This is a genomic window from Amaricoccus sp., from assembly GCF_036846665.1.
In the GTDB taxonomy this organism is placed as follows: domain Bacteria; phylum Pseudomonadota; class Alphaproteobacteria; order Rhodobacterales; family Rhodobacteraceae; genus Amaricoccus.
On record NZ_DAIUBO010000189.1, the window covers coordinates 1 to 7,665 of the forward strand.

Here is a 7,665-nt window from a genome sequence, read left to right on the forward strand (position 1 = left end):
TGGACGGCCTCGGAGGGCTCGCGCGCGAGATGCTGTCTGGCAGCATCGGAGCAGCGGCATGACCCGCGCGATGGCGGTCCCCGAGACGGTCACAATTCACGTGCCATTCCGCATCGTGAAGCGCGGCGGGCGGAAAGAGATGCAGCGGCCATCAGGCACCCAAGCGCGCGGGAGGCCGGACGATACGCTCATCAAGGCGCTTGCGCGCGCGTTCCGCTGGAAGAGGATGCTCGACAACGGTGACTTTGCCACGGTAGCCGACCTCGCCGCACAGGAAGGCATCGCTGTCTCCTACCTCACGCGTGTGCTTCGGCTGACGCAGCTTGCGCCCGATCTCGTCGAGGCGATACTCGACGCACGGCATCCCCCGGGCCTGACGCTTCAGTCGCTGCGAGTGCAGATCCCCGATGAATGGTCGAGGCAGCGCGAGTCCTTGCTGCCAGGGACGGAATAAGGCTTGCGGCATCAGTCGGCCACGCTGTAGCTTCTCCGAGCCGTTGTCAGGCGAAAGAGCTGCCAAACCAAAGAATTGTGCGTTGATCTGAGCCGAGTTCTTTGACAAGCCGTTTGCTGCGCGATGGCATGTCGAAACCGGGCGAAGTAGATTGCGCATGAACGAAGCCGATACCTGCAGGAAGTTCGTCGTCCCGAAGCTGCAGGAAGCAGGCTGGGATGATCGCCCGCACGCGATAAACGAGCAGAGAACTTTTACTGACGGCCGAGTTGTATTTGTCGGCGGCAAAGCTCGCCGTGGCAAGCAGAAGCGCTCAGACTATCTTCTCCGATATAATCCGGATTTCCCGATCGCGGTCGTTGAGGCCAAATCCCGCTACCGGCACGCCGCGGAGGGCCTCCAACAAGCCAAGGAATATGCGGAAATCCTTGGACTTCGGTTCGCGTATTCGACCAACGGGATCGAGATTGTCGAGTTCGACTACACGACCGGCATCGAGCGAACGATTTCGGATTTCCCGGCGCCTGATGACCTTTGGGCCCGGCTCCGCCGCGCCGAGGGCATTGTCGACGACCAAGTGGCCGAACGGCTGCTGACGCCCACCTTTCCAGACCGAGCCAAACCCCTTCGCTACTATCAGGAAATCGCGGTGAACCGCGCGGTCCAAGCGGCCCTTCAGGGCAGGAAGCGGGCCCTCCTCACACTGTGCACCGGAGCGGGCAAGACTGCCGTCGCCTTCCAGATCTGCTGGAAGCTATGGTCAGCACGCTGGAATTCCAAAGGGGTCAACCGAAACCCGAAGATCCTGTTTCTCGCTGATCGCAACGTCCTGGTCGACGATCCGATGGCAAAAGACTTCAGCCCATTTGGCGACGCCCGTCACAAGATCGCCGGCGGTTTGGCGGTCAAGAGCCGCGACATGTATTTCGCCATCTACCAGTCCATCGCGCGTGACGAGAACCGTCCCGGCCTTTATCGCGAGTATGCGCGCGATTTCTTTGATCTCATCATCATTGACGAATGTCATCGCGGCAGTGCTCGCGACGACAGCAACTGGCGGGAAATCCTCGAATGGTTCAAGCCCGCAACCCAAATTGGGATGACAGCGACGCCGCGTCGAGAGGACAATGTCGATACCTACAACTATTTCGGTGATCCGCTTTACGAGTACAGCCTCGCGCAGGGCATCGCTGACGGCTTCCTGGCCCCGTATCGGGTCCATCGCGTCATATCGGACTACGATGCAGCCGGCTGGCGACCAACGCGGGGTGAACTTGATCGCTATGGACGCGAGATCCCCGACGCCGAATACTCCACGCGGGACTTCGAGCGGGTCGTGGCGCTGCGGGCGCGAACGCAGGCCATTGCGAGACATCTCGCGGGCTTCATGGCCGAGACCGACCGCTTCGCAAAGACCATTATCTTCTGCGTCGACCAAGAACACGCGCTCGAAATGCGGCAGGCGCTTGCCGCCCTGAACACCGATCTCGTGAAGGACCATCCCGACTACGTTTGCCGTGTGACGTCCGACGAAGGCGATGTGGGAAGCGCGCACAGGGCGAAGTTTCAGGATGTCGAGACCCAGACACCGGTCATCCTCACCACGTCGCAGCTTCTCACGACCGGCGTGGACGCCCCCACCTGCAAGAACGTGGTGCTCGCGCGGGTCGTCGGCTCCATGCCGGAGTTCAAGCAGATCATCGGACGGGGCACCCGTCTCCGGCCCGACTACGGCAAGCTCGCCTTCAACATCATCGACTACACCGGAACCGCGACGCGCATGTTCGCCGATCCCGCCTTTGACGGCGATCCCGTCCGCGAGGACGAAGCGGTCATCAATGCGGACGGCGACATCGTGGAAGAGCGCGAGATCGAAGAAGTGGCGCCGGATCCGGACGATTTTCCTGAAGGGCCCGATATTCCGGATGGACCGGTCGAGCTGGGGGACGAGGGCGAGAACGGGCCCCGCAAGTTCTATGTCGACGGCGGCGAGGTCGCGATCGTCCGGCACCTCGTGTACGAACTCGATTCTGACGGCCGGCAACTCGCCTGCCGCCAGCTCACCGATTACACTGGCGACAAGGTCCGCACACTCTACCCCAATGCGTCGGAACTGCGCACGGACTGGCTCGATCCCGAACGCCGGGCGGAAATCGTCGAGCGGCTTGAGGAAAAGGGCATCGACCTCGATTCCCTGGCTGATGCAGTCGGAAAGCCGGAGGCCGACCCGTTCGATCTCCTTTGCCATCTCGCCTATAACGCGCCGCTGCGCACCCGGCGCGAGCGCGCTGACCGTCTGGTGAGGGAGCAGGACGAGTTTCTGGACCGCTTCGGGCCGGATGCCCGCGAAGTTCTGGATGCCGTGCTTGAAAAGTATGCCGAACATGGCAGTGCCCAGTTCAAGCTGCCCGACATCCTGGAAGTGCCCCCGTTCAACGAGTGGGGCAACGTCATTGAAATCGCCGCCCGCTTCGGCGGGGGCAAGGAGCTGCGCAGCGCCGTCACCGAGCTGCAGCGTCTGCTCTACACCGCTTGAATTGAAGGAGCTCTATCTTGGCTACAACCGCCCGAAAGAAGGCTGCGCCGAAGCAACTGACCACTGCCCAGCGTCTCGACAGCATCATCAAGTCTGCCCGCAAGATCATGCGAAAGGACAAGGGGCTGAACGGCGACCTTGATCGGTTGCCGATGCTCACCTGGATCATGTTCCTGAAGTTCCTCGACGACATGGAGCGGATCGAGGAGGGACGCGCAGAACTTGCGGGCAAGGATTATCGCTCGATCATCGAGGCCCCTTATCGCTGGCGCGATTGGGCGGCGGATGCCGATGGCATCACCGGTCCCGACCTCCTGTCGTTCCTCGTTTCGGAAATGACCGAGCGCCCGGACGGCACACGCGGCCCGGGGCTCTTCGCCTATCTCCGAGGCTTGCGCGGCGACAATGGGCGGCGCGAGCGGCGCGACGTGATCGCAACCGTCTTCCAAGGCTTCGCCAACCGGATGGAGAGCGGCTACCTGTTGCGCGACGTTGTCAACCTAATCGACGGCATCCATTTCGATTCTTCGGAAGAAGTTCACACCCTCGGCCGCCTGTACGAGACGTTGCTGCGCGAGATGCGCGACGCTGCAGGGGACTCGGGCGAGTTCTACACGCCCCGGCCGGTTGTGCGGTTCATGGTCGAGGTGACCGATCCCAAGCTGGGCGAGACCATCCTTGACCCGGCATGCGGCACCGGGGGATTTCTGACCGAGGCGTTCCTGCATCTCGAGCGCCAGGCCGATACGGTCGAGAAGCGACGCATCCTGCAGGAAGACAGCTTCTTCGGTGGCGAGGCCAAGTCGCTGCCGTTCCTGCTGTCCCAGCTCAACCTCCTGCTGCACGGCCTGCATGCCCCGCGCATCGACCCGGGCAATGCCCTTCGCTTCCGCCTGGCCGAGATCGGCGAGGATCAGCGGGTCAATGTCATCCTGACCAATCCGCCATTCGGCGGCGAGGAGGAGGCAGGCATCCTCAACAACTTCCCCGAGGACCGGCGCACGGCCGAGACGGCACTGCTGTTCCTCCAACTGATCATGCGGCGCCTGAAGCGCGCCGGGCGCGGCCGGGCCGCGGTCGTCGTTCCGCACGGCACGCTGTTCGGCGATGGCATCTCGGCGCGGATCAAGGCGGACCTGCTCGAGAAGTTCAACCTGCACACGGTGGTCCGGCTGCGTGAAGGGGTGTTCGCGCCCTACACGGACATCCCGGCAAACCTGATCTTCTTCGACACGACCGGGCCGACGAAGGACATCTGGTACTACGAGATGCCGCTGCCGGAGGGCCGCAAGAAATACTCGAAGACCGCGCCCATGGCCTATGAGGAGTTTGCGGACTGCCTTACCTGGTGGAAGACGCGCGAGCCGAACGAGCGCGCCTGGAAGGTCTCCGCGACTGATCTGATCCAGCGCGATGCGCAGGACCGCGTCGTCGCATGCAACCTGGACATCAAGAATCCGCATTCCGGCGAGGTCGCCGATCATCGCGCGCCGGCCGAGATCGTGGATGCGATCATCACACAGGAACAGCGGATCCTCGGCATCATGGACGAGATCAAGGCCGTGCTGGCGGAGCGGGTGTGATGTCGCGGACAATAACTATTGACAGGTTTCTGACCAAGTCAGAGGACTGGGTCCCCGTAAAGCCGGATGAAAATTACAAGCAGATCACCGCACGTCTGTGGGGAAAGGGTCTCACGCTGCGTGGCGAAGTTCCGGGGAGCGCGATTGCTGCCGCCCGACAGTACTGCGCCAAGGCAGGTCAGTTCCTGATCTCCAGGATCGACGCGCGTCACGGAGCCTTCGGGATCGTTCCAGAGGAACTGGACGGTGCACTGGTCAGCAATGATTTCCCCTGCTTCAACATCGACGCTTCGACGGTGCTGCCACACTTCTTCGAGTGGTACTCGCGCACGCCCGAGTTCATCGATCTATGTCGCCGAGCGAGCGAGGGTTCGACAAATCGCGTTCGCATGAAAGAAGCGAAATTCCTGAAAATGACGGTGCCGCTGCCGTCCCTCGACGAACGGCGCCGCATCGTCGAAAAGCTCGACCGGGTCGCGGCGCTGGTGGACGACCGCCGCAACGCCATCGAGGCGGCCGAGCGTGAAACGCAGGCACTGCTGCTGAAAGCCTTCCAGCGCGCCATCGACGGTGCGCCCCTGCGCCCCATGTCCGAGGTCGCGCCATTGGTGCGGCGGGAGGTAGAGATCGAGACGGACAAGGAGTACACAGAAATCGGGGTCCGCAGTTTCTACAATGGCATTTTCCATCGGCGGACGATGCCCGGGTCAGAATTCAGCTGGCAAAGTCTATTCTGGGTGAAAAACGGGGACCTTGTATTCAGCAATCTCATGGCTTGGGAAAGGGCTATCGCGGTTGCCGAAGAGCATGACGAAGGCACCGTCGGCAATCACCGGATGCTGACCTGTGAGGTCAATCCAAATCTGGCGACGCCAGAGTTCCTTATGGCCTATTTCCGAACCTTCGAGGGATTTTCGAGCGTCGTTGGCCATTCGCCGGGCACTATTGCTCGTAACAAGACCCTGTCGTCAAAGAAGCTTCCCACAATTCTTGTGCCGACGCCCTCCCTGGCTGCCCAACGGTGGTATGACAGCATCGAAGCCAAGGCTCGTGAGGTTCGCGCCATCCGCGCCAGCACCGCACAGGATGTTGAGGGTCTGCTCCCAGCCATGCTGCACGAGATCTTCGTCGGGAGAGCGAAGGCCGCATGACGTCGGTCCGCGACGATCAGCCCGATCTGCTATCGGACCTTTCGGATCTGGACTTCGTCCGCCATCTGCTGGCCGACCTGCATGACGACCTGCCAGGGAAGGTCGGCCGTTTCCGTATGCTAACCGATCTGGGCGGGCAGATGGGGCGATCCGGGACGATGATTTTCGGTGGCCATGCAGCCTATCACGCTTGGGTCGAAGCGCGCTCGTCCTTCGTGCACGGCAATTATGTGGCGACGATCCTGCTGTGTCAGGGGCTCGTGGAGCATCTGCTGGCGGCATATCTTCACGCCGGGCTTTTGGTCGATGACATCCCGGATCGCATCCAGTTCGCCGACACCCTCCGCCGCTGCCGAGAGCGCGAGGTAGTCTCTGATGAAGACGTCACCGACCTCCGCCGCATGATGGCGCTGCGAAACCCGCTGTCGCATTTCCGGCATGTAGATGATGGCAGCAATCTTGATCGTCGCAGCATCGATGAGAGCAGATCGGCGGACGACCTGCTGCGCCACGACGCGATCTTTTCGATCGGTCTCGCCGTTCGGATGCTTTCAAGGCCTGCGTTCCGGCTCGGCTAGCAATCGGGGCCGCCAGCTGGTCATCGTCGAACGGACCGAGTCTTTGGTGGCGTGATCCGATCACCCTTCGCCAAGATGTAGTCGGCAATCTTGTGCCCGAGGGGATGGGGCCCCGCCCACAGCATGTAGTAGATCGGGACACCTCGCGTGTTCCTGACGACACTCGGTGTGGCGGCGTGGCCGAACAAGGTCTTCAGGCGGCCGACGTAGTGGTCAAGAAGCCGCTTGGCTGCATCGTCAACCTTGTGGCGGGTCGTATCCCCGAAGAGGTCGGTGCGCTCTGCATAGACGAGGCTCTCCCAGTCCGCACCGCCAAAGCAGCCGTTCAGCCCCGCGCGCCAACCATCCGGTATGTCGCCCGACCGGGTGATCAATCTGTTGATGGCCATTCCAAGCGGGAAATTGATGATCACCTCAAACCGCTTGGTTGACCCCAAGGCTGCGACGGTTCGCCAGTCCAGGTGGGGGCCATAAGGATCAAGGAAAGCAACGCCCCTTGTGTTCCGCCCCGCTATCCGCGGGACCAGCTTCTGGATCAATTCGTTCGCGTCGCCAACCTGAACGCTCATCTTTCGAGCCGGGTACTCGGCCCTCAGGCCCTCGAGAAGGGCCGCGCGCCCTGCATCTGCGTCAAAGAAATGGTATTGGGTGAAGGGGTGTTCGAGGGCGAGGGCTCGGTGCGGGGAGCCTTCGATGAACTGTTCCTCGGACCGGACGAACTCGTCATCAAGAAGCTGAAGGTCTTCGTCATCAGCGCCGGCCCAGGCGTCGCGGATTCTTGACCGTCCCGCGCCGGCGAATGCATCGACGTAGACCAGTTCGAAGGACTGTTTCTTCAGTGCAATGGTGTAAGCGTGAAGATATGCCTCGAGGCCATCGAGCTTTTGCCGAGCCCATGGGCCAACCGTATTTTCAACATGCGATTTCTTCAATGATGGCGGTACTCCGTGCGAAATGGTTTACGCTGAAATCTGATCGAGGATCGGCTTCGGGACGATTTGCCACGGAAAGCCGTTCCATTCCTCACCATCGAGCAGACGCCCCCCCGACTTCGGACGGGCGCCACCCCACTGTTTGAAGAAGAAAGCGACGTCGTCACGTTCGCAGATGTCCCGGATCTGGCGGGCCCAGCTTTCGTCCATGGGCCGAGCCCGGGGCCCGCTCTCCCCCCCGACGATGGCCCAAGCGACGCCCTGCAGATCGACATCCCCGACCGGTCCGAGCAGCGGCTCGAACGAGATGAAGCGCGCGTCGGAATTGATCTGCTTCAGGTGCTCGATCCGGCTCGCGTGCGCGGCGTCCTCGACAGAAACGCCGAGCCAGATGTGCCGAGGGACCGGCCCTCCATCATACCGCTTCCGAA

General features: G+C 61.9%; 7 protein-coding genes. 5 read left to right on the plus strand and 2 right to left on the minus strand.

Features of this window, described 5'->3' with window-relative positions:
• Positions 1 to 58 precede the first annotated feature (58 nt).
• From V7050_RS15850 to V7050_RS15870, 5 genes are all read left to right on the plus strand, one after another.
• Positions 59 to 454 carry a hypothetical protein gene (locus tag V7050_RS15850; protein ID WP_197646772.1) on the plus strand — a complete coding sequence of 132 codons (396 nt, stop codon included), beginning with the start codon at positions 59 to 61 and terminating at the stop codon, positions 452 to 454.
• A 157-nt stretch (positions 455 to 611) separates the two neighbouring features.
• Positions 612 to 2,990: an EcoAI/FtnUII family type I restriction enzme subunit R gene (gene hsdR, locus V7050_RS15855; RefSeq protein ID WP_324375605.1), complete on the plus strand. Its 2,379-nt coding sequence runs from the start codon at positions 612 to 614 to the stop codon at positions 2,988 to 2,990.
• A gap of 17 nt (positions 2,991 to 3,007) precedes the next feature.
• Positions 3,008 to 4,573, plus strand: a complete 1,566-nt coding sequence (locus tag V7050_RS15860) for a class I SAM-dependent DNA methyltransferase (protein WP_324375603.1) — start codon at positions 3,008 to 3,010, stop codon at positions 4,571 to 4,573.
• Complete coding sequence (locus V7050_RS15865) at positions 4,573 to 5,724, plus strand: restriction endonuclease subunit S (protein ID WP_324410813.1); 1,152 nt, start codon at positions 4,573 to 4,575, stop codon at positions 5,722 to 5,724. Before V7050_RS15860 ends, V7050_RS15865 begins: the two co-directional genes overlap by 1 nt.
• Positions 5,721 to 6,302: a hypothetical protein gene (locus V7050_RS15870; RefSeq protein WP_324375599.1), complete on the plus strand. Its 582-nt coding sequence runs from the start codon at positions 5,721 to 5,723 to the stop codon at positions 6,300 to 6,302. Before V7050_RS15865 ends, V7050_RS15870 begins: the two co-directional genes overlap by 4 nt.
• Before the next feature lie 20 nt (positions 6,303 to 6,322).
• Here the strand turns inward: V7050_RS15870 and V7050_RS15875 are convergent, their stop codons facing one another.
• Both V7050_RS15875 and V7050_RS15880 read right to left on the minus strand, forming a co-directional pair.
• On the minus strand, positions 6,323 to 7,234 hold the full coding sequence (locus V7050_RS15875) for a three-Cys-motif partner protein TcmP (protein ID WP_324375597.1): 912 nt from the start codon (positions 7,232 to 7,234) through the stop codon (positions 6,323 to 6,325).
• A gap of 27 nt (positions 7,235 to 7,261) precedes the next feature.
• The coding region (locus V7050_RS15880; RefSeq protein WP_324410815.1) for a DUF5131 family protein at positions 7,262 to 7,665 on the minus strand (404 nt) is incomplete at its 5' end.